We start from the raw sequence: 23,567 nt of genomic DNA, 5'->3' as shown, positions 1-23,567 counted from the left end.
AACCATCCGAGAAGGGGCAGACCAGTGACCGCAGCCGACGTGACCGCAGCCGAGGTCGCCATCGAGACGATCCACCACGAGATGACGGCCTTCGCCCGCCGCGCTCGGGCCTCCGCCGGCCGGCTGCACCCGGAGCTGTCCCTGGTCTCGTACACGCTGCTCGGTCATCTGGAGGAGCGCGGCGGCTGCCGCGCCACCGATCTCGCCGCGCACTACGCCCTCGACAAGTCCACGGTCAGCCGCCAGGTGTCGGCCCTCGAAGGAGCCGGACTGATCGAGCGGCGGTCCGATCCGCAGGACCAGCGCGTCCAGGTGCTCCACCTCACGGCGGCCGGGAGGGAGATCCTCGCCCAGGTGACCGCGAGCCGCCGGGTGGCCTTCCGTGAGCGGCTGGCGGGCTGGCCCGAGGAGGATCTGCGACGGTTCGCGGGCTATCTGCTGCGGTACAACGCGGCGGGCCCGGGCCCGACGTGAACGCGTGCCCGGGCGGCCTGCCCGTGAGCGGCTGAGCGGCGCCCGAGCACGCGGCCCCGGGCCCCGCCCCCGGCTCGGCGCCCCTCAGCCGACCGCCACCACTCGCCCGTCCTCCAGCCGCTCGGGCCGCTCCGGCACCCGCGCCGCCAGGAACCTCGTCCTGCGCCGCAGCCGGAAGCCCAGTGACTCGTAGAGCCGGAGGGCGTTGGTGTTGTCCGCTGCGGTGTGCAGGAACGGGGTCTCGCCCCGGGCGCGTATGCCGTGCGCGACCGCCAGGGTCAGCCGGGTCGCCAGGCCCTGGCCGCGGACGGCGGCGTCGGTGCAGACCGCGCTGATCTCCGTCCAGCCGGGCGGATGCAACCGCTCCCCCGCCATGGCGACCAGGGCCCCGTCCCGGCGTATGCCGAGGTAGGTGCCGAGTTCGACCGTGCGCGGCAGGAACGGGCCCGGTCTGGTCCGCTCCACGAGGGCCAGCATCTCCGGTACGTCGGCGGGGCCCAGCCGTACCGCCTCCGGGTCGGGCGCAGCGGCCAGGCCGTCGTCGACGAACTGCACGCCCTCCCCGCGGAACGTGATCTCCCAGCCTTCCGGGATCTCCCCGCGGAAACCGGGCAGCGCGATCTCGTTGCCCGGCCCGGCGAGCGCCGCGACGTCGGCCCAGTCGTCGGCGCCGGGGTCGTCGGGCAGCGCGAGCCAGGGCGACACGTCGGCGGGATAGCGCAGCACCCGGCCGCGGCGTTCGGCGAAGTGGGCGTGCGGACCGGACAGCGACGCCCGTGCGGGGTTGTCCAGGATGTGGGGCGTGGCGCTCATTCCGCGACCTCGATCACGACCTTGCCGCGGGCGTGGCCCTCTTCGACGGTACGCAGCGCCTCGGCGGCCTCTTCGAGGGGGAACGTCCGCGTCACCAGGGGGTCGAGCCTGCCGTCGACGACGAGCCGGACCACCTCGTCGAGCACGGCGGCGGTACGGGCCCGTACGACGGGTGAGCCGCCGAGGCCCTCCACGATGTCCTTGCCGCCCGCGGTGATCAGCTTGGCGCGGTCCTTCACCAGCTCGGCCGCGGCCTCCAGGACCTCGCCACCCACGAGGTCGTACACCGCGTCCACGCCGTCGGGCGCCAGGGCCCGGACGCCCTCGGCGAAGCCGGGGCCGGAGGGCACGTGCGCGGCGCCGAGCGACTCGACCAGGTCCTTCTTCCCGGCGCTCGCCACGCCGATGACGTTCAGTCCGTCGGCGCGCGCGATCTGGGCGACCGCGACGCCCACGCCGCCGCCCACGCCCGTGACCAGGAGGGTCGCGCCCGTCGGCAGGGCGAGCTGGCGTACTCCGTCGTAGGCGGTGGCCGCCGCGACGGGCAGGGCGGCCGCGTCGGTGAAGGAAACGCCGGCGGGCTTGTGCGCGGTCACGGCCACGGGGAACAGCGCGTACTGGGCGTAGCCGCCGGCCACGGGGTTGCCGAAGACCTCGTCGCCGACCGCGAAGCCCGTGACGCCCTCACCGATCTCCTCGACGACACCGGCGGCCTCGTTGCCGAGGACGGCGGGCAGTTCGCGCCGCTGCTGTCCTGGCCGCTGGTAGCCGGTGCGCTGCTTCCAGTCGACGGGGTTGACGCCCGCCGCCCGGACGGCGACCAGCAGCTGGCCGGGCCCGGGCGACGGCCGGTCCTGTTCGACGAGGGCCTCGGTCTCCGGACCGCCGTACTGGGTGAAGACGTACGCCTTGGGCATCTGCTCCGTCACTCTCCTTCACGCCGATGAGGGCACTGGCCGGCTCCTGGCGGCCACTATCGGCAAGGGAGATCGCGGGTGCGGCTATTCCCGGGAACCGCCGGACCCGGCGAGTGTTCATACGGCGGCAATGATCCCCGGTGGGGTGCTGTCGGCGGGCCCGGTACCGTGGAGGGCGTACGCAACGATCAAGGGCCGCCGTCCGGCCGGCCTGGAGGCACCACTCGCATGAACGTGACCCGATGAACGTCACCCGGGGCTTCGCCGGGCGTCCGCGCGTCCGCAACGACGGACTGCCGCCCGGCCAGTACGACGCCCGCGACGACTGGCCCGTCCTGTCCGCGGAGGTCACGCCGGAGCTGGCGACCTCGCAGTGGACGTTCACCGTCGACGGGCTGGTCGCCGAGGAACGCACCTGGTCCTGGGACGAGGCGCACGCGCTGCCGCCGTCCGCCTACGAGGGCGACATCCACTGCGTGACGAGCTGGTCGAAGTTCGGCGTGCGGTTCGCGGGAGTGTCGCTCGACTCGTTCCTCGATCTCGCCCGCCCGACCGCCGAGGCCACCCACGCGGTCGCCTACTCGCACACGGGCTACACCACGAACCTGCCGCTCGCCGATCTGACCGGCGGACGGGCCTGGATCGTCTGGGAGTACGGGGGCAAGCCGCTGCCCGCCGAGCACGGCGGACCGGCGCGGCTGATCGTGCCGCACCTGTACTTCTGGAAGAGCGCCAAGTGGATCGCCGGCATCCGGCTCCTCGACCACGACGAGCCGGGTTTCTGGGAGCAGAACGGCTACCACCACCGCGGCAACCCCTGGGAAGAGCAGCGCTACTCCGGTGACTGAGACGACCTCCCTGTCCTCGACAGCCTCCTTGTCCTCGACGACCTCCCTGTCCTCGACAGCCTCCTTGTCCTCGACGACCTCCCTGTCCTCGACGGACGCCGCGCCCGCGACACGCTTCGCTGTTCCCGGCCGGATCGCCGTGAGCAACCGCGCCGCGGCCACCTGGCAGCGCGCCACCCTCACCGAGATCCGCCGGGAGACACCGCACGCGGCGACCTTCCGGTTCGCCGTGCCCGCGTGGGCGGGGCATCTGCCCGGCCAGCATCTGATGCTCCGGCTGCGGGCCGAGGACGGTTACGTCGCCCAGCGGCACTACTCGATCGCCTCGCCCCCCGACGACGACGGACACGTCGAGCTCACCCTCGACCACGTCGACGGCGGGGAGGTGTCCGGCTGGTTCCACACGGTCGCCAAGCCCGGCGACGAGGTCGAGCTGCGCGGACCGCTCAGCGGGTTCTTCGCCTGGCCCGGCGACCGGCCCGCCCTGCTCATCGGCGCGGGCTCCGGTGTCGTACCGCTGATGTCGATGGTCCGCCACCACCGTGCGCGGAACCTGACGGTGCCCCTGCGGCTGCTGGTGTCGGCCCGCAGTCCGGAGGAGCTGATCTACGCGTCGGAGTACGGACCCGAGACGACCACGGTGTTCACGCGCAGCGCCCCGGAGGGTGTGGCCGTGGGCCGTGTGGCGGCCGCACATGTGGCGCGGCTCCTGGCCGACGGGCCCGATGGTGGGTGGGAAGCCTATGTGTGCGGCTCGAACGGGTTCGCCGAGCACGCCTCGCGGCTGCTGGTGGACGCGGGCCAGCCGGTGGACCGTATCCGGATCGAACGCTTCGGCTGACCGCCCCGTGGCCCGGCGGTCGGCGTGCGGACCCGCCCTTCACCGGCCCGTGGCCCCGGGGCCGTCAGTCGTGAGGGACCACGGCGATCGGGCACGTGGAGCGGTGGAGCAGGGAGTGCGCCGCCCGGCCCAGGCCGCCCCCGTCCGCCGCGGAGCGGCCGACGACCAGCAGCCCCGCCCTCGTCGACGCCTTCAGGAGATGGTGGCCGACGTGCCCGTACACCACCTCCTCCACGACCTCGGTCTCCGGGAACTTGTGGCGCCACGGTCCCAGGACCGCCGTCAGGGAAGACTCCCTTGCGTCCTGCTGCGCGGCCGGGTCACCGGGCGCCCTCGCGCCGACACCGTCTTCGTGCAGGGACGGCAGCGTCCAGGTGTGCACGACGTGCAGGGGCGCGGCCCGGACACCGGCCGCGTCGAAGGCGTAGCCGATGAGTTCGTCGGCCGGTGCCGCCACGTCGAGTCCCAGGACCACCGGCAGGTACGGGGTCCGGGCGGGCGCGGCGGTGTCGTCGCCCGCGCCGGCCGGTACCCGCTCGTCCCGGGGCAGGTCGCCCGCGCGCACGAGCACCACCGGGCAGGCGGCGCCCGCGGCGACGGCGAGCGCGACCGAGCCGACCAGGAATCCGGTGAACCCGCTGAAGCCGCGTGAGCCGAGAACCACCGTCTCGGACTCCGTGGCGGCTTCGAGCAGCGCCGGAAGGGCGGGGGTGTCGGTCCGGCGGGCGGCGATCCGCAACGTCGGGTGCGCATAGGAGAGGTGCACGGCGGCCCGGTCCAGGAGGCCGCGCCGCGGCTCGCGCGCCGAGGCCGCCGACGGCTCGGGGACCGGCCGGATGCGTGCCCCGCGTGCCTGAGGGCGGGGCACGGATCCGGGTGCGGGCGCGGCCTCGGCTGCGGGCGCCGGCCCATGACCGACCCCGGGCAGGGGCGCGGACGCGGTGGGTTCGCCGGTCGCGTGCAGCAGCCGCAGGGTGAGCCGGCGGCGCTCGGCCTCGCGGGCCGCCCAGTCGGCGGCGTCGAGCCCGGCGCGGGAGCCGTCGACTCCCACGGTCACGGTTCGGATGTCCTTTCTCATGGTGCGGGCCCTTCCCGGTTCCTCACGCGTGCCGTTGCGTCCATGCCTCTATGCGTCTATGCGTCTATGCGTCTTTTCGTCTACGCGTCCCCGTCAGCCGGACCACGTCCACTCGGCGACCTCGGGCAGGTCGGTGCCGTGTTCGCGGATCCACGCCTCGTGCCGCGTGTGCACGTCGGACATCCGCTGGCGTACGGCGGCGGCGCGCACGGCCAGGCCCGGGACGCGGTCGATGACGTCCATGACCAGGCGGTACCGGTCGAGGCTGTTGCGGACGACCATGTCGAAGGGGGTCGTGGTGGTGCCCGACTCCTTGTAGCCGCGCACATGGAGGTTGGCGTGGCCGGTGCGCCGGTAGGCCAGCCGGTGGATCAGCCAGGGATAGCCGTGGTAAGCGAAGATCACCGGCTTGTCCGCGGTGAACAGGGCGTCGTACTCGCTGTCGGGCATCCCGTGCGGGTGCTCGCCCTGCGGCATCAGCCGGGCGATGTCGACGACGTTGACGACCCGGACCGCCAGGTCGGGCAGATGGGTGCGCAACAGGGAGGCGGCGGCGAGCACCTCCTGGGTGGGTACGTCTCCGGCGCAGGCCAGCACCACGTCCGGTTCGCGGCTCCCGTTCTCCGTGCCGGCCCACTCCCAGATGCCCGCGCCCCGGGCGCAGTGGGCGCGGGCCTGCTCCATGGACAGCCAGTCGAAGCAGGGCTGCTTCCCGGCGACGATCACGTTCACGTGGTCGCGGCTGCGCAGCGCGTGGTCCGCCACGGACAGCAGGGTGTTGGCGTCCGGCGGCAGATAGACCCGTACGACCTCCGGGCTCTTGTTGAGCACGTGGTCGACGAAGCCCGGGTCCTGGTGGGAGAAGCCGTTGTGGTCCTGGCGCCAGACGTGCGAGGTCAGCAGGTAGTTGAGGGAGGCGAGCGGTGCCCGCCACGGCAGCCCCCGCGAGGTCTTGAGCCACTTGATGTGCTGGTTGACCATGGAGTCGACGATGTGCACGAACGCCTCGTACGACGAGAACAGACCGTGCCGTCCGGTCAGGAGGTAGCCCTCCAGCCAGCCCTGGCAGAGGTGTTCGGACAGGATCTCCACCACGCGGCCGTCGCGGGCGAGGTGTTCGTCGGTGTCGAGGGTCTCGGCCTGCCAGGCCTTGCCGGTCGCCTCGTACAGCGCGCCCAGGCGGTTGGACTCGGTCTCGTCGGGGCCCACGACACGGAAGTTCCGCTGCTCGGCCGTGTCGGCCATGACGCGGGCGAGCAGGCTGCCGAGGACCCGGGTGGGCTCGTGGGTGCTCGCGCCGGGCTTGTCCACGGGGACGGCGAAGTCGTCCAGGTCCGGCATGGGCAGCGAGGTCAGCAGCAGGCCGCCGTTGGTGTGCGGGTTCGCGCCGAGGCGGCGGTCGCCCTCGGGCACCCCGTCGAGAACGAGGCGGGTGGGCCGCCCCTCGGCGTCGAAGAGTTCCTCGGGGCGGTACGAGCGCAGCCAGGCCTCCAGTTGCCGCAGGTGCTCGGGGTTCTCGCGGACCCCGGCGAGCGGGACCTGGTGGGAGCGCCAGGTGCCCTCGACCGGATCCCCGTCGACCTCCGCCGGGCCGGTCCAGCCCTTCGGGGTCCGCAGGACGATCATGGGCCAGCGGGGACGGCCGCCCGCCGCGCCCCCGCTCGTGCCGCCACGGCCCCTGCCGCTCTGTGCCCTGCCGCCCTGCCCCTTGCCGCCCTGGCCGGTCCTCCCGCCGCGGGCCTCCCGCTGGATCTCGGCGATACGGTCCAGTGCCTGGTCCATCGCCTTCGCGAGCTCCCGGTGGACGCGGCGGGGGTCGTCTCCGGACACATGGATGGGTTCGTGTCCGTAGCCCCGCAGGAGTTCGTCGAGTTCGGCGCGCGGCAGCCGGGCGAGCACGGTGGGGTTGGCGATCTTGTAGCCGTTGAGGTGCAGGACGGGCAGGACTGCCCCGTCGTGCACCGGGTCGAGGAACTTGTTCGAGTGCCAGGAGCCGGCGAGGGGTCCCGTCTCGGCCTCGCCGTCCCCGATCACACAGGTGACCAGCAGGTCCGGGTTGTCGAAGGCGGCCCCGTAGGCGTGGGCGAGCGAGTAGCCCAGCTCGCCGCCCTCGTGGAGGGAGCCCGGTGTCTCGGGGGCGACATGGCTGGGGACTCCGCCGGGAAAGGAGAACTGCCGGAAGAGGCGTTCCATCCCTGCCGCGTCCCGGGTGATGTCCGGGTACGTCTGGGTGTAACTGCCTTCGAGCCAGGAGTTCGCGAGGACCGCGGGGCCGCCGTGGCCGGGGCCCCACACACAGATCGTGTCGAGGTCACGCTCGACGACGACACGGTTGAGATGGGTGTGCACCAGGTTGAGGCCGGGTGAGGTGCCCCAGTGCCCGAGCAGCCGCGGCTTGATGTGTTCGGGCTTGAGCGGCTCGGTCAGCAGCGGGTTGCCGAGGAGGTAGATCTGACCGACGGCCAGGTAGTTCGCGGCACGCCAGTGCGCGTCGAGCGCCGCCATGCGGTCCTTGGCCATGGTGAGGGACTCCTGTTCCGAGGGTTCCGAGGGTTCCGAGGGTTCCGGGGGTGCTGGGGGTGCTGGGGGTGCTGGGGGTGCGGGGAGTTACGACGGATTCGAGGGGATGGGACGCGGGTTCCACACGGGGCGCCGATCAGTCGTGGAAGGACGGGTTGTTCGGCCGTTCGCGTGCGCCGCCCCCGCTCCGGGCGGTGACCGTGATGTCCGGTGGCGGGCCCGCTACGGGCGCCATCGTGACGTTCGCACCGACCGCCGAGCGGGCGGGAGTGGCAAACCGGCCCCTGAGAGGGTCCGTTCGGCCTACACGGGGCACACGCACGGTGTACGGCGGTGACTCGGGCGGCGCGGCACGGCTGCGGGTGCTGAGGAGGCGGGACATGCGGACGCGGCAACAGCGGGCGAGCGAGAAGCGGGCGCGGGTGATCGGGCGGCGTTGGCGGCACAATCCGCTGTGCCGCCGTACGGACGTGGTGGAGGCGTGGACCGCGCTGGTCGTCTCCGTCGTGCTGTGGGCCGGTGCGCCGCTGGCCGGGCTGGCGGCGGGCTGGTGGGCGTACGACGGGGCGCGGTCCACGGCGGTGGAGCAGCGGGCCGAACGCCATCGGGTGCTCGCGACGATCGTCGAGGGGTCGCACGCCTCCGCGCCCGCCGGGGAAGGGGACCGGCGGCCGGTGCAGCGGGTGAGTGTCCGCTGGACCGAGCCCGGCGAGCGGGCGCGTACGGGCGAGACCCGGGTGCCCTCCGGAGCCCGGGCCGGCGACCACACGTACATCTGGCTGGACCGCCAGGACCGGATCGTGCCGGCTCCGACGAGCGGCACGGTGGTCTGGCAGCACACGCTGGCGGTGGGCGCCTGTGCGGCGGCGGTGGCCGCGGCCGGCGTACTCGCCCTGCACGCCCTGGTACGCCGGGTCGCCGCACGCCGCCGACTGGCCGAGTGGGAACGGGAGTGGGCCCGTACGGGGCCCGAATGGGCACGGGACCGGGCCTGACGGACGGGACGGGCTGACCGGACGGGCGGACGGAACGGGCGGGACGGGCGGGGCCCTGGGGGAAGGTGCGGGCCGGCCGGGTGGCGACAGAAGCGGGCCGGCCGTCCACGGCTCCCCGGCCCACCAGCCCCGGAACGGGACCGGTCGGCCCCGGTCGGGACCAGTTGGTCCCTGTCCCAGGAGGGCGGCGCCCGGGACCCTGGAGGTGTCCCGACGCGATGTTCGCGGCACTCCAGAAAGGGGACCCGCATGCTCGCAACCTCCACTCCCCGACTGTCCGAGGCCCTGCCCGCCGAGCAGACGCACCGCCTGATGCGACTCGCGCGGGAGGTGTCGTTCGCACCGGGCACACGCATCTTCGAGGAAGGAGGGCGGGCCGACCACTTCTGGATCGTGCGCACCGGATCCGTGGCCCTGGACCTGCGCGTCCCCGGCCGCGGCTCCCCCGTCATCGACACCCTCGGCCACGGTGAACTCGTCGGCTGGTCCTGGCTGTTCCCGCCCTACGTGTGGCAGCTGGGCGCTGAGGCGGTGTCCGCGGTCGATGCGTACGAGCTGGACGCGTCGACCGTGCGTCTGATGTGCCAGTCCGACACCGTCCTCGGCACGGCGGTCGGGCAGTGGGTCGGACGGGTGCTCGCCCGGCGTCTGCACGCCGCGCGCACGCGACTGCTCGACCTGTACGCCCCCCACGGCAGCGGCGTTCCCCGCTGAGCCTCCGGAGGGGACCGTTCGGCCCTGTCGGCGTCCCGCCCGGTGCGCGACGCTCGACCGGGGCAGCCCAGCGTTCAGGGAGTCGTGGTCATGGCCGACCGTCAGAACGTGCCCGGCAGCGCACCGGTCCGGATCTTCCTTCTCGACGACCACGAGGTAGTGCGCCGGGGACTGCACGACCTGCTGGACGCCGAGCCCGACATGGAAGTCGTCGGGGAGGCCGCCACCGGCGCACAGGCGCTGGTGCGCGGACCGGCGCTGCGGCCCGACGTGGCGATCCTGGACGTCCGGCTGCCCGACAGCGACGGCATCACCGTCTGCCGCGAACTGCGTTCCCGGATGCCCTCGGTGGCCTGTCTGATGCTGACGTCCTTCGATGACGACGACGCGCTGCTGGACGCGATCATGGCGGGGGCGGCCGGATACGTCCTCAAGCAGATCAAGGGCTCCGATCTGATCTCGGCGGTCCGCACGGTCGGGGCGGGGCAGTCGATGCTCGATCCGGCGACCACCGGCCGGCTCATGAACACCCTGCGGGCCCCCGCGGGCGACACCGCGGCCCCCGACGACGCACGGCCGGCGGGCCTCACGGAGCGCGAGCGCGAGTTCCTCGTCCTCATCGGCGAGGGGCTCACCAACCGGCAGATCGGGCAGCGGCTCCACCTCTCCGAGAAGACCGTCAAGAACGGCATCTCGCGGCTGCTGGCCAAGCTGGGCGTGGAACGGCGCATCCAGGCGGCGGTGCTCGCGGCGCGGCTGCCGCCCCCTCGCCGGATCGACGAACGGTGAGTTCGGAGCACGCGCCCGCTACATGACGGCGACAGCTTTCGGCACCTCGGGCGGTCAGTGGGTGTCCAACGGCACCCGCCACGTCAGCCTCGTACCACTGTCGCCATTGCCGCCACTGCCGCCGCGGCCGCCCCCGCCGTCGCTGCCACCCCCGTCGCCACTGCCGCCTCCGTCGCCTCCGTCGATGTCCTCGCCGCCGCCACCGCCGTCGCCGCTTCCTTCGTCACCCTGACGGCTGGTCAGCACCAGTTCGCCGCCCCGGCGTCGGGCCCGCTCCGCGAGGTTGCGCAGGCCACTGCGGCGGCCGTCGCCGCCCGTCGGCATTCCCGTGCCGTCGTCGGCGACGGTGAGCGTCAGGCGGCCGTCACGCACGACGAGGGCGACGTCCACCGCGGTGGCCCTCGCGTGCCGGGCGATGTTGGTCAGTGCCTCGCCCACCACGGCCACGGCGTCCTCGGCGACCTCACCGGGTACGTCGACGTCGAGCAGCCCCTCCATCCGCAGGGACGGAGTGAAGCCGAGAACCGCCGCCGCTTCCTCCAGGGCGCGCACCACCCGCACCCGCAGTCCCACGGCAGCGGTCTCGTGGGAGCGCAGGCCGAAGATGGTGGACCTGATGATCTTGATGGTGGTGTCGAGGTCGTCGACCGCCCGGCCCAGCCGCTCGGCGGCCTGCGGATGCTGGACGAAACGCTGCGCGCTCTGCAGGGTCATGCCCGTCGCGAACAGCCGCTGGATCGCGAGGTCGTGCAGGTCCCGGGCGATGCGGTCACGGTCCTCCAGCAGGCTCATCTGCTCGGCGTCGCGGCGCCGGTCCGCGAGCTCCATGGCCAGCGCGGCCTGGCCCGCGAAGTTGAGGAGCGACATGGCCTCCCGCTCGGTGAACGGCGGGCGGCCCGCGCCACGGGCCAGCACCAGGACGCCGCGCAGTCCGTCGTTCGTGCCCAGCGGCACGGCCACGGCAGGACCCAGTCCGTCCCAGCGGTCGGGTCCGTAGGTGATCCTCTTGTCCTTGGCCACGTCCGTCGTGGTGACGAGTGTGCCCGCCGTGAGCGCGGCGCCCGCGAAGGTGCCCTCGCGCGGCAGCAGCAGGCCCAGATGACTCTCGGCCCGCCGGCCGCGCGCCAGTGCTCCGCGCAGATCGCCGGTGCCCTCCACGGTCAGGTCGACGACGCCGAGGTCGGCCGCGGTGATCTCCCGGGCGCGCTCCAGCATCACTTCGAGGACCTGTTCCTGGGGCACGTTCGAGAGCAGTTCGCTGGTGATCTCCGCGCCGGCCGCCAGCCAGCGCTCCCGCAGTCTGACCTGTTCGTAGAGGCGGGCGTTCTCGATGGCCACGCCGGCCGCCACGGCCAGCGTCGACAGGACTGCCTCGTCCTCCGCGTCGAACTCGCCGCCGCCGCGCTTCTCTGTGAGGTAGAGATTGCCGAAGACCGCGTCGCGGACGCTGATCGGTACGCCGAGAAAGGTGTGCATCGGCGGGTGGTGGGGCGGAAAGCCGGAGGACGCCGGGTGGCCGGAGAGTTCGGCGAGCCGCAGCGGCTCGGGGTGCCGGATGAGTTCACCGAGCAGACCGTGTCCGGAGGGCAGTTCGCCGATCAGCGCCCACTGCTCGTCGCCGATGCCCACGGGCACGAACTGGTCCAGCTGGCGCTGCTGTCCGATGACGCCGAGCGCGCCGTACTCCGCGTCGACCAGCACGATCGCGGACTCGACGATCCGGCGCAGCACCTGTGCGAGGTCCAGTTCGCGGCCCACGGACAGGACGGCTTCGAGGAGTCCCTGGAGCCGGTCCCGGGTGCCGCGGACGGTTTCGATACGTCCCTGGAGTTCGTCGAGCAGTTCGTCGAGGCGCAGCTTCGGCACCTGCTCCCGTACTCCGCCGCCGCCTTCTCGACGGCCGCCTTCTCGACAGCTGTCATCTCGACGGCCGCCTTCTTCCCGGCCGCCTTCTTCACGGGCTACGTCACCGTGGCCGCCCTTACCGCTCCCGTGTCCGCCCCCGCCCATGTGCCCCTCCACATCGGGGGCCGACGAGACGTCGTCCCCCGGTCCTTCACCGTAACCGGTGAAGGACGCGGTGACATCGCGCAGTTGGGCCACTCGTCCCGGGCCCGTCCGCGGACATGGCCTGGCGGCCCTCGGACACCACCCGTACGGTGTGGATCATCCGCACCCACCCGCGTAGCAAAGGCGGTCCTCCATGGCCTTGTTCGACCTCCCTCTCGATCAGCTGCGGGAATATCGCAGCGCCTCCGTGGAGCCCGAGGACTTCGACGCCTTCTGGGGAAAGACGCTGGCGGAGGCGCGCGAGCACGACCTCGCCGCCCGCTTCGAGCCGGTCGAGACGCATCTGCGGAACGTCACGGTGTACGACGTCACGTTCGCCGGGTTCGGCGGTCACCCGGTGCGGGGCTGGCTGATCCTGCCGGCCGGGGCGGACGCGCCGCTGCCCGCGGTCGTGGAGTTCATCGGGTACGGCGGCGGACGCGGTCTCTCCCACACGCATCTGCTGTGGGCCTCGGCGGGGTTCGCGCACTTCGTGATGGACACGCGGGGGCAGGGCGGCGCGTGGGGCGGGGGCGGTGACACGCCCGATCCGGTGGGCAGCGTGCCCGCGTATCCCGGGTTCATGACGCGGGGCATCGACGCTCCCGAGAACTACTACTACCGGCGGGTGTTCACCGACGGGGTACGGGCCGTGGAGGCCGCGCGCTCGCATCCGCTGGTCGACGCCTCGCGGACCGCGGTCGTCGGTACGAGTCAGGGGGGCGGTATCTCGATCGCGGTGGGCGGGCTGGTGCCGGACCTCGTGGCGGTCGCGCCCGATGTGCCGTTCCTGTGCGACTACCCGCGCGCGACGCGGCTGACGGACCGGGATCCGTACCGGGAGATCGGGAACTACCTCAAGACGCATCGGGGGCGGACCGAGACGGTGCTGCGCACGCTGTCGTACTTCGACGGGGTGCACTTCGCTGGGCGGGGGCGGGCTCCTGCGCTGTTCTCCGCGGCGCTGGAGGATCAGACGTGTCCGCCGTCGACTGTGTTCGCTGCGTTCAATGCGTGGGGGCATGTCGACAAGGGGATCGAGGTGTACGACTTCAACGACCACGAAGGTGGGGGGCCTTATCAGGAGGCGGTCAAGTTGGCTTGGCTGCCGGCGTATTTCTGAGCGGGGTTGTTGCCCCGGGGGGGCGTCGGCGTTGTCGGGTGTCTGCGGGTGCGTCGTGGCTGGTCGCGCAGTTCCCCGCGCCCCTTAGGAGGTGGGGGTGAAGGGTGGGCTGCCCGTGCGGGTCCGTCGTGGCTGGGTGCGACGATCCCCGCGCCCCTTGGCGGGTCGGCCCGCGACGGGGGCTTTCGTGCTGTCCGACCAGTCGGTATGTTGCGGTGTGGTGGGGCTATGGGTGACGGAGGGGTCATGGTTGTGGTGCAGGGGTACTGCGATGCTCGTTTCGAGGGTGTGCGCAACGCGTTCGAGGAGAACTTCCGTGACCGGGCGGAGCTCGGCGCGGCGGTGGCCGTCACGGTGGACGGTGAGACCGTCGTCGACCTCTGGGGCGGCTGGGCCGACGCGGTTGCAACGCGTGCCTGGGAACGGGACACGCTCGTCAACGTGTGGTCGACCTCGAAGGGGCCGACCGCGCTGTGCGCGCACATCCTGGCCGATCGCGGACTGCTCGACCTGGACGCCCCGGTGGCGGCGTACTGGCCGGAGTTCGCGGCGGCGGGCAAGGAGTCGGTGCTCGTACGGCATCTGCTGTCCCACCGGGCGGGACTCGCCGGGCTGCGCGAGCCGCACTCCGTGGAGCAGCTCTTCGACTGGGAGCTGACCACGAAGCGGCTCGCGGCGACGGAACCCTGGTGGGAGCCGGGGACGGTGTCGGGCTACCACGCGCTGACGTACGGCTTCCTGGTGGGTGAAGTGGTGCGCCGCGTCTCGGGGTTGCTGCCGGGCGCGTTCCTGCGGCGCGAGGTGACGGGGCCGCTCGGCATCGACTTCGGCATCGGGCTGCCGCAGGAGGAAGCGAGGCGTGCGGCCGAACTGGTGCATCCGCCGACCGCCGAGCCCAGCGAGCAGGCGGCGATCTTCAGCCAGTTGCCGCCGGTGGCGCTGGCCGCGCTCACGAACCCGGCGGCGGGCGCGCCCGAGGCCAACACGGCGGCATGGCGGGCCGCGGAGATCCCGGCGGCCAACGGGCACGGCACGGCCCGTGCGGTCGCCGCGCTGTACGGGATCCTCGCGGGCCGGGGCTCGTACGGGGCCCATCGCGTCCTGTCCCCCGAGGCCGCCGAGCGGGTCCGGGAGGGACAGGGCGTCTGCCGCGACCTGGTGCTCGGTGCCGGCCTCGGAAGGGAGACGGAGATCGGGCTCGGCGTCTGGCTCAGCGGCTCCCAGCAGTCCTACGGCCCCAACCCCCGGGCCGTCGGGCACGACGGCTTCGGCGGTTCCTGCGGTCTGGCCGACCCCGAGGCGGGTGTGTCGCTGGGGTACGTCATGAACCGGATGGGTCCGCACATCGCCGACGACCCGCGCAAGACGGCGCTCGTCGACGCCCTCTACGGCGCGCTCTGAGGGCGAAGCCGGACGGGCTGAAATCGGCCGATCCGCCGGGACGCACTTCCAGCATGGTTTAGACCAATGCTAGAGATGGTCGCTCACGAGGAACCGCGTCCTCCGGCCCCATGACCAGGGCCGCGGGGCGCGGGTCCACCGCCCGCACGGCTACGTCTTGTCACAAGGGGAGCGCGGACATGGCCCGCAGCACCACGCACGATGACCCTCAGCCGCTGTACGCGCGGATCGCCTCGGAGTTGCTCGGGGCCCTGCGCGACGGTTCCGTCCCGCCCGGCGAACGGCTGCCGGGTGAGCGGCAGTTGGCGGCGCACTTCGGAGCCAGCCGGGAGACCGTCCGGCAGGCCCTGGACATCCTTCGCCGGGACGGCCTGGTCTCCACCGACCGGCGCGGCACCCATGCGAAGCTGCCCGGCCTGCCGGTCGGACACCTCCCGTCGCTCGGCTTTCCGCTCGGCGCCGACACGACCCCGTCCCGCGCGGTCGACCGGGCCACGGTGGCCTGGGAGACTCCCCCGGCGGAGCACGCAAAGGCGCTGGGACTGGCCCCGTGGCGGCCGACGCTGGTGCACCGGTACGAATCCGCCGCGCCGGACGGGCACGGGCGGCGGACCGCGGTGACGTCGTTCTCGGCGGTCGCGCTCTCGGAGGTCGAGGAACTCGCCCGCTACCGCGACCGCGCCGACGGCAGGTCGTCGGCGCAGCTGCGGCGCGTGTACGACTGGATGCGCCGGGCGGGGCTGACCCTGCACCACCGCGATTCCATCACCGGGCCCGGCGAGGCGGCCTCGGTGCGGGTGACGCGGCGGGTGCACGACCAGTACGCCCGCCCCTTGGAGATCACCGATCTGGTGGTGGACGCCGAGCAGGACGCACTGGTCTACGAGTTCACGCTCCCGGCCGTCGCGGAGCCGCACGGGTCGTGACGGCCGGCCGGAGAACTGCGTGCGGTCTCCGGCCGGCGGGGGCGGCGGTCAGCGGGAGCCGGGAGCGCCGACCGATTCGCGGTGCTCGTCCTCCTGTCCGGCCGGGGCGCGCTGCGGCAGCTTGGCACCCTCGATGTCCACGTCGGGCGTGACGCGGTCGAGCCAGCCGGGCAGTCCCCAGGCGCGGCGGCCGATGAGGGCCATGACGGCCGGGACGAGCGTCATCCGGACCACGAACGCGTCGACGAGGACGCCGAAGGACAGGGCGAAACCGATGGACTTGATGATCGGGTCGTGGTTGAAGACGAAGCCGCCGAAGACCGCGACCATGATCAGTGCGGCGGCGCTGACCACCCGGCCGCTGCGCGCCACGCCGTGGACGATGGCCTCGGAGGCGCTGCCCGTCCGCTCGTAGTGCTCGCGCATCCGGCTGACCAGGAAGACCTCGTAGTCCATGGCCAGCCCGAAGAGGACGCCGATGAGCAGGACGGGGAGGAAGCTGGTGACGGGTCCGGCGGACGGGATGTCGAGCACGCCGTTCAGGTGACCGCTCTGGAAGACCCACACGGTGGCGCCGAGGGACGCGGCGACCGACAGCAGGAATCCGAGGGCGGCCTTGAGCGGGACGAGCAGGGACCGGAAGGCGATGGTCAGCAGGATCAGCGCCAGGATCACGATGATGGCGATGAACAGCGGCAGGGCGTCGGACAGTTTGCCCGCGACGTCGATGGCCGCGGCGGTGGCGCCGGCGATGTAGAGGGTGCCGCCCGCCTTGTCGATGCTGGGCGCGTTGTCCCGCAGCCGGTGCACCAGGTCCGTGGTGGCCTGGGCGTCCGGGCCGGTCTTCGGTACGACCGCGACGACCGCGAGACTGGAGTCCGGGTTGGTCACCGGCTCGGCGACGGCGGCCACTCCGGCGTCACCGGCCAGGCTCGTACGCAGCCGGGTGAGTGTGTCGGTGCGGTCGGCGGCCGGGATGCCGCTGGTGTCGACGACGGCGGTCACGGTCGCGTTGAAGCCGACCCCGAAGCCCTCGCTCAGCAGGTCGTAGCTCTTGTGCTGGGTGCTCTCGACGGGCTGGGAGGCATATCCGGGCAGGCCGAGGCGCAGGTCGCGGGCGGGCAGGGCGAGCGCGAGGAGGCCCACCACACCCACCAGCAGGACGATCACGGGCTTGCCGGTGACCAGCCGGGCCCAGCCCAGGGCCCAGGAGCCGGCGGGGCGCTCGGAGCGGCGGGGGCGCGGGCGCAGGCGCTCGCCGAACATGCCCAGCACCGCGGGCACCAGGCTGATGGCGATGAGCACGGCGAGCAGGACGGTCACGGCGGCGGCCAGGCCCATGATCGTGAGGAACGGGATACCGGTGACCGCCAGCGCGGAGAGCGCGATGATGACGGTCGCTCCGGCGAAGACGACCGCGCCGCCCGCGGTGGCCACGGCCCGTGCGATGGAGTCCTCGACGTCCGTGTCGGGGTCGGCGAGCTGCTCCCGGTGGCGGGAGAGGATGAACAGGGCGTAGTCGATGCCCACCGCCAGGCCGATCATGAGGGCGAGCACGGTGGCGGTGCTGGTCATCTCCACGAAGCGGGAGACGAACTGGACGCCCAGCACGCCGATCGCGACCCCCACGACGGCGGTCAGCAGCGGGAGTCCGGCCGCGATCAGTGAGCCGAGCGCCAGGGCCAGGACGGCGAAGGCGATGACGACGCCCACGATCTCCGCCGGGCCGCCGACCTCGGTCTGGGGCTGCATCGCCGAGCCGCCGAACTCGACTTCGAGCCCGGCGTCCCGGGCCTGGTCCATCGCGTCCGACAGGGCGTCCTTGGACGTCTGGGGCACGCTGTCGGCCGCCTGGCGGAACATCACGTCGGAGTAGCCGATGCGTCCGTCCCGCGAGACCGTGCCGGTTCCGGCCGGGTCGGAGACGTTGACGACGCCGGGCACCTCGGCGGCCTTCTTCAGGCTCGCGGTGAGAGCGGCCTCGGCCCTGGTGTCACCGAGTGTGTCTCCCTCGGGGGCGGCGAAGACGACCCGGGCCACCCCGCCGGCGGCGGCCGGGAACTTCTCCTTCAGCAGTTCCTGGGCCTTCTGGGACTCGATCCCCGGCACCGAGAACTCGGTGCTCACCTTGCCGTGCAGGGTGATCCCGAGGCCTCCGACGACGGCGAGCAGCAGCAGCCAGACGGCCAGCACCCTGCCCCGGCGGCGCACCGCCCATCGTCCCCAGGTGTACAGGCGTGACGCCATGACCCGTCTTCCTCCCTCTCCCCGCAGACCCGGTCGGACCGCGACATCTCTACACCCTAAAGCATTTTTACAGTCGGATGTAAATTAACTACGGGTGGTAAAGTGGCGTCATGATGAGTGACGGCCTTCGGGAACGCAGCAAGGCGCGACGCCGGGAGGCGATCGTCCGCGCGGCCTACGAGCTGTTCGCCGACCGCGGCTTCGAGGCGACGACGATCGCCGACATCGCGGCGGCGGCGGAGGTCTCCCCCCGTACGGTGACCCTGTATTTCCCTTCCAAACTGGAACTGGCGATGTCGGAGTTCGACTCCGTCACCGACCAGGTCAGGGCCGCCGTGCACGACCGGGAGCCCGGTCTGACGATCCTGGACGCGCTGGAGCGCTGGCTGCGCGAGGAGATCGCCGAGCCCCGGGGCCTGGCCGATCTCACCGACCGCGTGCTGGAGCTGAACCCCCAGCTGCGCGCGGTCGCCGAGGCGCGGCTGACGGAGGTCATCAAGTTCGGCGCGAAGATCCTCGCCGAGGAACAGGGCAGTTCCCCGGACGACTTCGGACCGCGCATGGCGTCGGCCGCCGCAGCCGCGGTGATCAGCGAAGTGTGCTATCGGCCCCAGGAGGCCGACATCGACACGGCGATGGCCTTCCTGCGCGCCGGACTGGCGACCCTGCCGTCCGGCCCGGCCTCCTGAGCAACGCGCCCCGCGCGTGCCGTCGCAGTGCGGTCACACGGTGACCGCTCTCTTGAAGTACAGGCGCACGATCGAGCCCGCGGGATCGAAGGTCTCCGTGAGCAGATCGCTCAACTGACGCACCACCCACATCCCGTGGCCGCGCGCGGCCCGGCGGTCCGGCGGCAGATGCCCGGGGAAGGGTGGCGCCGGGGCCAGTTTCGCCGTACCGATGTCGGAGACCTCGCAGATCACGTACTCGACGTCGTTGCGCAGCCGCAGGACGCCTCGGCCGCCCCCGTGGCGCACGGAGTTGACCATCACCTCGTGCACCGCGGCGACCATGTCGTGCGTCCGCTGCTCGGACACTCCGAGGTCACGGGCGTAGCTGCGCAGGGCGTGCCGTGCGTGCGCGGACCGGTCCCGGCCGAAGGGGATGTCGTCGTGGCCTGCGGGCAGTTCGCCGGGCTGCGCCGCGTCGCACTCGGCGGAGAAGTCGGCCGGATCCGCGTAGTGGTCGCTGACCGTCGCCTCCCCCGCCCCCAGGGCGAGTTCGGGGTGGGTACGGGTCGCCGACCGGACCACCGCGGCCGGCAGGACCCGGGTGTCGTACGGGCAGAGTATCCAGTGCCCGGAGCCCGCGAAGGCCACGTTGAGCAGGGACTCGTAGCGCATCCACTCACGTGTCTCGAATTGCGTACGGCCGGGCCAGACGGGTTCGCCGATGATCCGGACCCTGGCTGGGCGGCCCGCCCCGTCCAGGTCGTGCTCGGCGCAGTAGGCGTGGTAGTGGCCGAGGGTGCGCGAGGGGCAGCCGTACCACTCGTCGGCGCGGACGAACTCCACCTCGCACGAGCGCCGGCCGAGCGCGCGGCCGAGGAGGCGGATGTTGCGCGACGCGAGCACCGCGAGGACGGTGTCGTCGGCGCGCAGGCCGTCGAGCGCGAAGGTGGCCGCGCCGTCCAGGAAGTCCTCCTCCGATCCGTAGCACAGCGCCTGATGGACGAACCCCGGACGGGTCATGGGATCGCTCCCTCCCTCACGTCCCCCTTGTCGAGGTGCAGCCCGGGGATCCTGTCCCAGCCGGTGACGCGCATCAGACGCTGGATGTGCGGGGCGACGCCGTGCAGGACCAGGGTGCCGCCGGAGGTGTGCAGGGCCAGGGCCGAGAAAACCAGCAGGCGCAGCGCGCCCACGTCGATGAACGCCAGCTCCCGCAGGTCGAGCCGGATGCTCGTGCCGTCGACCGAACGGGCCCGGGCGCGGGTCGTCTCGGCCTGCAGGGCGCGGGCCAGAGCCGTCACGTTCGTGTCGTCCACCTCGCCGGCGAGCGCCAGGCCCGGCGGGGCGAAGGTGCGCGTGATGGAGAGCAGTTCGTCGCGCCACACCAGGTCGGCGGCGACCCGCCCGTGGTGCAGTCCGTCGAGCGGGGCCAGTTCCACGTCGTCGAAGACCCTGCGGTCGTACTGGCAGATCCCGAGGACCGGCAGGGACGCGAAGACGGGTTCCAGGAGGAGTTCGCTGTCGTGCAGCGTCTTGAGCCCCTTGCCCGCCTGACCGCGCATGATCTCCATGCTGACGCGCAGGCCGAGATAGCCGTCCCCGACCGCGCGGCGCGCCTCGCGGCGGATCACCTCGTCGAGGTCCCACAGCCCCTCGGGCGTCCCGAGGTGCGGGTCCACCGTCAGGCGGCCCGCGGCGAGTTCGTCGTCGACGGCACAGCCGCGGGACTCCAGGAAGGTGAGCGCGAGTTCGGCCGGCAGATCGGCCGGGCCCAGCACCAGCCCCCGGTGCCCACTGGCGAGCCCGTCGAGGAGAAACGCGGCGACCACGGTCTCGCGCTCCTCGTCCGCGTCGTAGCCGAGCAGCAGATGGTCTCCGGCGCGCATCTCTCCGACCGCTCTGAGCGCGGGCACAACTTCCATTTCCCGCACCTCCAGATCTCCCGCTCGGTGTGCCGGAACGCCTCCACGCTACGCCCGCCGACACCTGTGCGAGAGGATGAGTACCCGATTTCCGTCACCCCGCCGGGACTCGGACACGGGCGTCGCGGAGCGTTAGGGTGACCGCCATCGGCCGGGTGAGGAGGAGCGATGGGCGCCTCGGTACGCAGCGGCAGGAGCGGCAATCTTCCCGCCGAGCCCAACACGTTCGTCGGCCGCGCGTCCGAACTCGCCCGGATCGGGACCCTGTTGGAGTCCACCCGCCTCCTGACCCTCACCGGCCCCGGTGGCGTCGGCAAGTCCCGGCTGGCGCTGCGGGCCGCACACGCCGCACAGGACGCGTTCCCCGGCGGGGTATGGCTGGTGGAACTCTCCGATCTGCAGAACCCCGACCTCCTCACGAACGCGGTGGCGGAGGCGACCCGGCTGACCGAGCAGACCCTGCGCCCGCTTCTGGTGGCGGTCTGCGAGCACCTCGACGACGGACCCCTGCTGCTCGTCCTGGACACCTGCGAGCACGTGCTCGCCGAGTGCGGCCGTGTGGTCCAGGAACTCCTCGCGCGCGTACCGGAGTTACGGATCCTGGCCACCAGCCGCCAGCCACTGGGGGTGCCCGGTGAGCATCTGCTGTCGCTGGCACCGCTGCCGCTCGGCGAGCACTCCGACGCGGTCGCCCTGTTCACGGCCCGCGCCACCGCCGCCGTGCCGTCGTTCGCGCTGACCGACGGCAACCGGGCCGACGTCGCGGCGGTCTGCGCCCGGCTGGACGGGATTCCGCTCGCCCTGGAACTGGCCGCGGTGCGCCTGCGCGGTTTCCCTCTCGACCGGCTGCTGCAGGGCCTCGACTCCCGTTTCGACCTGCTCGTCTCGCCCGCCCGGCCCCGGCTCGCCCGGCACCAGACGCTGCGTACGGCGATCGGCTGGAGCCATGAGCTGTGCACCCCGCTGGAGCGGCTGCTGTGGGCGCGGCTGTCCGTCTTCGCGGGCGGCTGGGACGTGGAGGCCGCCGAATTCGTCTGCCACGGGGGCCCGTTGGACGCGGAGGAGATCCTCGCCCTGCTCGCGTCACTCACCGAGAAGTCGATCGTCACCCGGGAGAACGACAGCGTGGCCGGGCGGTACCGCATGCTCGACACCGTCCGCACCTTCGGCGCCGACTGGCTGGAGGGCCTCGGCGAACAGGACGCCGTACGTGCCCGTCATCTCGACTACTTCCGCTGGATCGCCCGGCAGGGGGAGGCCGAGTGGCTGGGCCCCGGCCAGCGTATGTGGGCCGAACGGCTGAGTGTGGAGCACGCCAACCTGCGGGTCGCGCTGGAGGAGAGCCTGGCGGCGCCGGAGCCCGAGCAGGCGCTCGAACTCACCGGCACGCTCTGGTACTTCTGGTTCGCGTGCGGCTTCGCCGACGAGGGGCGCGGCTATCTTGAACGGGCGCTGCGCCGGACACCCGAGAGTGTCCCCGGGCACACCCTGGCGACCTGGGCGCACCGGCTGGTCACGGTCGTACCGGACGACGTGGACGCGGCCGAGTCCGTGAGCGCGGCGTACGTGTGGCTGGCGCACGAACGTCAGTTACCCGTCTCCGCGCTGCCGTTGACGGGAGCCAGCCTCGCGGTGCGCGGCGAGTCCGCGCGGTCGGCCCTGTTGTACGGCAGCAACACCCAGGGGCCCGGGGCCGGGGGCGGCGCGGAGTTCTTCCAACTGCTGACGCTGGCCGTGCAGGCGTATCTCCTGGCCGGGCAGGGCGCGTTCGAGCGGTGCGCGGTGGTCGCCGAACGGCTGCGGCTGGACTGCGCGAAGCGGGGGGAGCTGTGGATGCGGGCCTGGGGCGACTTCTTCGTCGCCCTCGCCGGGATAGGGCTCGGGCGGCCGGAAGCGGCGCTGCGTTCCGCGCGCGAGGCGCTGGCGGCCAAGTGGCGCGTCCACGACCGGCTGGGCGCGGCAGCCGTCGCCGACCTCCTGATCGCCGGGGAGGCCGCCGCCGGTGAGCCCGAGCGCGCGGCCCGTCTGCTGGGCGTGGGCACCCGGCTCTGGTACACGGCCGGACTCCCCCAGCTCGCCGACATCGAGGCGACCGTCTTCCGCCGGGAGTACGCACGCCAGCTCCGGGCCACCCTCGGCGACACCGCTTTCGCCGAGGCCGTGCGCGAGGGCCGCGGACTGGACCCGGAGGCGGCGATACGGCTCGCCCTGAACGGCGTACTGGACGAGGCGGATCTCTGACGTGCGGCCGTCCGCTCCGTGAACGCGGCCGGACGACGGATTGCGGAAACGGCGCACCCGCTTAGTGTCGAAAGCATGTCCACCGGCGAGCCGTCACGGACCGAGCGGGCGTCGGGCCGCTCCTGAGGCCGGGCACGCATGCGCACGTGACGACACGAACAGAGAGGCACTCCCCATGGGAACCTTCACCACCAGCGACGGCACCGGGATCTTCTACAAGGACTGGGGCACCGGCCGGCCGGTCGTCTTCAGCCACGGCTGGCCGCTGAACGCCGACGCGTGGGACGGACAGGCCCGTCTGGTGGCCGACAACGGCTTCCGTGCCGTCGCGCACGACCGCCGCGGCCACGGCCGCTCCGATCAGCCCTGGCAGGGCAACCACATGGACCGGTACGCGGACGACCTGGCCGAACTCATCGAGGGTCTCGACCTCGACAACGTGATCCTGGTCGGTCACTCGACCGGCGGCGGCGAGGTGACCCGTTACATCGGCCGCCACGGCACCCGGCGGGTCGCCAAGGTAGTCCTGCTGGGCGCCGTGCCGCCGCTGATGCTGAAGACGGCGGACAATCCCGAGGGCACTCCCCGTGAGGTGTTCGACGGCATCCGCGCCGGTGTCGAGGCGGACCGCTCGCAGTTCTACTGGGACCTCAGCGAGTCGTTCTACGGCTTCAACCGGCCCGGTGCCACCGTGTCGGAGGGTCTGCGCCGCTCCTTCTGGCTGTGGAGCATGCAGGTCGGCCTGAAGGCCGCGTACGACTGCGTCGAGCAGTTCTCCGAGCAGGAGTTCACCGAGGACCTGCGCGGCATCGACGTCCCCACGCTGGTCGCGCACGGCGAGGACGACCAGATCGTGCCCATCGGGGCCGCCGCCCTCAAGACGGCGCAGCTCGTCAAGGACGCCACGCTCAAGACGTACCCGGGTGCCCCGCACGGCCTGGTCGGCGAGTTCGAGAAGGCCTTCAACGCCGATCTGCTCGCCTTCGTCAGGAGCTGAC

The 23,567-nt window shown here is 72.6% G+C and carries 20 protein-coding genes; 12 read left to right on the top strand and 8 right to left on the bottom strand.

Translation table 11 applies throughout. The features are described 5' to 3' along the window. Nucleotides 1-81 precede the first annotated feature (81 nt). Nucleotides 82-474 (top strand): MarR family winged helix-turn-helix transcriptional regulator, encoded by a 393-nt coding sequence (locus ACFWGJ_RS06570; protein ID WP_387321469.1) that lies wholly within the window; start codon nt 82-84, stop codon nt 472-474. A gap of 84 nt (nt 475-558) precedes the next feature. Here ACFWGJ_RS06570 and ACFWGJ_RS06565 read toward each other — a convergent pair whose 3' ends face one another. Then, nucleotides 559-1,287: a GNAT family N-acetyltransferase gene (locus ACFWGJ_RS06565; protein WP_387321454.1), complete on the bottom strand. Its 729-nt coding sequence runs from the start codon at nt 1,285-1,287 to the stop codon at nt 559-561. Beyond that, on the bottom strand, nt 1,284-2,204 hold the full coding sequence (locus tag ACFWGJ_RS06560; protein ID WP_387321468.1) for a zinc-binding alcohol dehydrogenase family protein: 921 nt from the start codon (nt 2,202-2,204) through the stop codon (nt 1,284-1,286). The genes ACFWGJ_RS06565 and ACFWGJ_RS06560 overlap by 4 nt, the downstream gene beginning before the upstream one ends. A gap of 242 nt (nt 2,205-2,446) precedes the next feature. Between ACFWGJ_RS06560 and ACFWGJ_RS06555 the strand changes: the two genes are divergently transcribed. Then, nucleotides 2,447-3,052 (top strand): sulfite oxidase-like oxidoreductase, encoded by a 606-nt coding sequence (locus tag ACFWGJ_RS06555; protein ID WP_387321453.1) that lies wholly within the window; start codon nt 2,447-2,449, stop codon nt 3,050-3,052. A gap of 82 nt (nt 3,053-3,134) precedes the next feature. Beyond that, a complete protein-coding gene (locus ACFWGJ_RS06550) occupies nt 3,135-3,893 on the top strand; it encodes a ferredoxin reductase (RefSeq protein WP_387321467.1) in 759 nt (252 codons plus the stop codon). Between the two features lie 64 nt (nt 3,894-3,957). Here the strand turns inward: ACFWGJ_RS06550 and ACFWGJ_RS06545 are convergent, their stop codons facing one another. Further along, nucleotides 3,958-4,950: a universal stress protein gene (locus ACFWGJ_RS06545; RefSeq protein WP_387321452.1), complete on the bottom strand. Its 993-nt coding sequence runs from the start codon at nt 4,948-4,950 to the stop codon at nt 3,958-3,960. A gap of 114 nt (nt 4,951-5,064) precedes the next feature. Then, complete coding sequence (locus tag ACFWGJ_RS06540; RefSeq protein WP_387321451.1) at nt 5,065-7,491, bottom strand: phosphoketolase; 2,427 nt, start codon at nt 7,489-7,491, stop codon at nt 5,065-5,067. Nucleotides 7,492-7,871: 380 nt separating this feature from the next. On the opposite strand from ACFWGJ_RS06540, the gene ACFWGJ_RS06535 reads away from it, so the two are divergent. The 3 genes from ACFWGJ_RS06535 to ACFWGJ_RS06525 all read left to right on the top strand — a co-directional run bounded on the left by ACFWGJ_RS06535 (nt 7,872) and on the right by ACFWGJ_RS06525 (nt 9,989). Then, a complete protein-coding gene (locus ACFWGJ_RS06535; RefSeq protein ID WP_387321450.1) occupies nt 7,872-8,486 on the top strand; it encodes a hypothetical protein in 615 nt (204 codons plus the stop codon). Nucleotides 8,487-8,735: 249 nt separating this feature from the next. Further along, nucleotides 8,736-9,200: a Crp/Fnr family transcriptional regulator gene (locus tag ACFWGJ_RS06530; protein WP_387321449.1), complete on the top strand. Its 465-nt coding sequence runs from the start codon at nt 8,736-8,738 to the stop codon at nt 9,198-9,200. Between the two features lie 90 nt (nt 9,201-9,290). Continuing rightward, a complete protein-coding gene (locus ACFWGJ_RS06525; RefSeq protein WP_387321448.1) occupies nt 9,291-9,989 on the top strand; it encodes a response regulator in 699 nt (232 codons plus the stop codon). Between the two features lie 54 nt (nt 9,990-10,043). On the opposite strand, the gene ACFWGJ_RS06520 is transcribed toward ACFWGJ_RS06525, so the two are convergent. Continuing rightward, a complete protein-coding gene (locus ACFWGJ_RS06520) occupies nt 10,044-11,855 on the bottom strand; it encodes a GAF domain-containing protein (RefSeq protein ID WP_387321447.1) in 1,812 nt (603 codons plus the stop codon). Nucleotides 11,856-12,192: 337 nt separating this feature from the next. Here ACFWGJ_RS06520 and ACFWGJ_RS06515 point away from each other — a divergent pair, with 337 nt between their 5' ends. The 3 genes from ACFWGJ_RS06515 to ACFWGJ_RS06505 all read left to right on the top strand — a co-directional run bounded on the left by ACFWGJ_RS06515 (nt 12,193) and on the right by ACFWGJ_RS06505 (nt 15,488). Next, nucleotides 12,193-13,161 (top strand): acetylxylan esterase, encoded by a 969-nt coding sequence (locus ACFWGJ_RS06515; protein ID WP_387321446.1) that lies wholly within the window; start codon nt 12,193-12,195, stop codon nt 13,159-13,161. A gap of 246 nt (nt 13,162-13,407) precedes the next feature. Next, nucleotides 13,408-14,562: a serine hydrolase domain-containing protein gene (locus ACFWGJ_RS06510; protein ID WP_387321445.1), complete on the top strand. Its 1,155-nt coding sequence runs from the start codon at nt 13,408-13,410 to the stop codon at nt 14,560-14,562. Between the two features lie 179 nt (nt 14,563-14,741). After that, nucleotides 14,742-15,488 (top strand): GntR family transcriptional regulator, encoded by a 747-nt coding sequence (locus ACFWGJ_RS06505; RefSeq protein WP_387321444.1) that lies wholly within the window; start codon nt 14,742-14,744, stop codon nt 15,486-15,488. Nucleotides 15,489-15,536: 48 nt separating this feature from the next. On the opposite strand, the gene ACFWGJ_RS06500 is transcribed toward ACFWGJ_RS06505, so the two are convergent. Next, complete coding sequence (locus ACFWGJ_RS06500) at nt 15,537-17,735, bottom strand: MMPL family transporter (RefSeq protein WP_387321443.1); 2,199 nt, start codon at nt 17,733-17,735, stop codon at nt 15,537-15,539. Nucleotides 17,736-17,845: 110 nt separating this feature from the next. Here ACFWGJ_RS06500 and ACFWGJ_RS06495 point away from each other — a divergent pair, with 110 nt between their 5' ends. Then, nucleotides 17,846-18,424, top strand: a complete 579-nt coding sequence (locus ACFWGJ_RS06495; RefSeq protein ID WP_387321442.1) for a TetR/AcrR family transcriptional regulator — start codon at nt 17,846-17,848, stop codon at nt 18,422-18,424. A 33-nt stretch (nt 18,425-18,457) separates the two neighbouring features. Here the strand turns inward: ACFWGJ_RS06495 and ACFWGJ_RS06490 are convergent, their stop codons facing one another. Further along, nucleotides 18,458-19,426 (bottom strand): anti-sigma factor RsbA family regulatory protein, encoded by a 969-nt coding sequence (locus ACFWGJ_RS06490; RefSeq protein WP_387321441.1) that lies wholly within the window; start codon nt 19,424-19,426, stop codon nt 18,458-18,460. Next, nucleotides 19,423-20,328, bottom strand: a complete 906-nt coding sequence (locus ACFWGJ_RS06485; RefSeq protein ID WP_387321440.1) for an MEDS domain-containing protein — start codon at nt 20,326-20,328, stop codon at nt 19,423-19,425. The genes ACFWGJ_RS06490 and ACFWGJ_RS06485 overlap by 4 nt, the downstream gene beginning before the upstream one ends. A 168-nt stretch (nt 20,329-20,496) precedes the next feature. Here ACFWGJ_RS06485 and ACFWGJ_RS06480 point away from each other — a divergent pair, with 168 nt between their 5' ends. After that, a complete protein-coding gene (locus tag ACFWGJ_RS06480) occupies nt 20,497-22,569 on the top strand; it encodes an ATP-binding protein (protein WP_387321439.1) in 2,073 nt (690 codons plus the stop codon). A gap of 175 nt (nt 22,570-22,744) precedes the next feature. Then, nucleotides 22,745-23,566, top strand: a complete 822-nt coding sequence (locus tag ACFWGJ_RS06475) for an alpha/beta fold hydrolase (RefSeq protein ID WP_387321438.1) — start codon at nt 22,745-22,747, stop codon at nt 23,564-23,566. The last annotated feature ends 1 nt before the right edge of the window (nt 23,567 follow it).

Source organism: Streptomyces sp. NPDC060205, from assembly GCF_042728395.1.
Lineage (GTDB): Bacteria > Actinomycetota > Actinomycetes > Streptomycetales > Streptomycetaceae > Streptomyces.
This window is presented reverse-complemented; position numbering and strand designations above follow the sequence as displayed.